Origin of the sequence: Streptomyces sp. NRRL B-1347, assembly GCF_000720325.1 — a bacterium.
Lineage (GTDB): Bacteria > Actinomycetota > Actinomycetes > Streptomycetales > Streptomycetaceae > Streptomyces.
The window spans coordinates 1-1,826 of the sequence record NZ_JOJM01000201.1; the positions used below are offsets into that span (position 1 = coordinate 1).

The 1,826-nt window shown below is 76.2% G+C and carries 1 protein-coding gene; it reads right to left on the bottom strand.

The genetic code is table 11. From position 1 onward, the window contains the following. Window positions 1-1,711 (bottom strand): SpnB-like Rossmann fold domain-containing protein (locus tag IG74_RS0144405; RefSeq protein ID WP_234334684.1); only part of this gene is annotated, 1,711 nt, incomplete at its 3' end. Window positions 1,712-1,826: the final 115 nt, after the last annotated feature.

The following is a 1,826-nucleotide window of genomic DNA, read 5'->3' on the forward strand; positions in this document are numbered from 1 at the left end:
GTACGTTCGCGCCGAGCCCGGCCAGCTCTTGGGTCAACTCCCGTGCGCCGGGCGCCTCTTGGCCCCGGCGGCTGGTGAGGAGCAGGTGCTTGACGCCGTAAGTGGTGATGAGGTGCCGGGCGAACAGGGCGCCCAGCGCACCGGTGCCACCGGTGATCAGGACCGTACCCTCCGGCGCCAACCCCGGCCGGGGCGCCGCCGTCGCGGCCGGGCGCACCCGGGCCAGCCTGGGGGTGCTCGCACGGCCCGCGCGGAGGGCCACCTGCTCGTGCCCGGAGGCGATCGCGGCGGCGAGGCGTCCGACGCTCGCCGGGTCGGCGTCGAGGTCGATCAGCGTGATCCGGCCGGGGTTCTCGACCTGCGCCGAGCGGACCAGGCCCCACACGGGCGCCGAGCCGAGGTCGACGTCCTCGCCGTCGTCGGTGGCGACGGCGTTCCTCGTGACGAGGACGAGCCGGGACGTCTCCAGGGCGAGACCGTCCTGGACCAGTTCGAGCGCCCGCAGGGTGCTCCGGTGCGCGGCCGCCACCGTGTCGTCACCGGTCGGGTCGTCTCCGGGCGGCACGTCCAGCACGGCCACGAGGACGTCCCCGGCGGCATCCGCGACGCTCTCGACGCGGCGCCCGAGGCCGGTGTGCCCGAGATCGGCCGGCAGCGCGTCGCCGAGCACGGCCAGGCGGGTCGGCGTGAGGTCCTCCGGGTCGGGGAGGACGACCGGCGACCAGGCCAGGTGGAACAGCGAGTCGCCGGTCGCCCCTGCGAGCCGCTCCGCGGGCGCCGCCGGGCCCGGCCGCAGCGCGCGGGCCTCGGCGACCGGTTCCCCCGAGTCGTCGGCCAGCCACAGCCGGAACGCGTCCTCGCCCTTGGACCTGAGCCAGACCCGCAGCGCGCGCGGCCCGGAGGCGTACAGGTGGAAGCCGTGCCAGCTCAGGCCGGTGGTGTCACGGCCCGCGGCGAGCAGCGGGTGCAGCGCGGCGGCGAGCAGCGCGGGGTGGATCCCGAAGGCGTCCGGGTCCGCTTCGTCGGGCAGCCGCACCTCGGCGAACAGGTCGTCGCCCCGCTGCCACAGCGCCCGCAGCCCCTGGAACACCGGCCCGTGCGCGTAGCCCTTGTCGTCGAGCCGCTGGTAGAACCCGTCGAGCTCGACCGGGTCCGCGCCCGGCGGCGGCCAGGCCTCCAGGGAGACCAGGGGCGCGGGCTGCGTCTCGGTGAGCAGGCCGGTGGCGTGCGTCTCCCAGGGCGCGGCGGGGTCGTCCCGGTCCGGCCGGGAGCTGATGGTGACGCTCCGGTACGCGTCCTCGCCCGCCGCGCCGATGGCCACCTGCACCTGGACGCCGCCGCTTTCGGGGACGGTCAGCGGGCTGCCGACCGTCAGGTCGGCGACGCCGGAGCAGCCGACCTCGTCACCGGCGCGCACCGCCAGCTCGACCAGGGCGGCCGATGCCAGCGTCACGGTGCCGCCGACGCGGTGGCCGTCGAGCCAGGGGTGGGCGTGCAGCGAGAGCCGTCCGGTGAACACCGCGCCGTCGCCACCGGCGAGTTCGATGGCCGTGGTGAGGAACGGATGCCCCGGCGCGGCCAGACCGAGCCCGGCCGTGTGCCGCGCGGCGGCAGAGGTGCTGTCGAGCCAGTAGTTCTGGTGTTGGAAGGGGTACGTCGGCAGGTCGAGCAGGGCGGCCGGGGTGTGGTCGAAGACCCGCGCCCACGCCACCCCATGCCCTGCGGCATGCAGCTGGGCGAGCCCGCCCAGGACGGTGCGTACCTGCGGCTGATCCCGGCGCTGCAACGCCACGAACGACGCCTCGACACTCTGCGCACCCATCGCG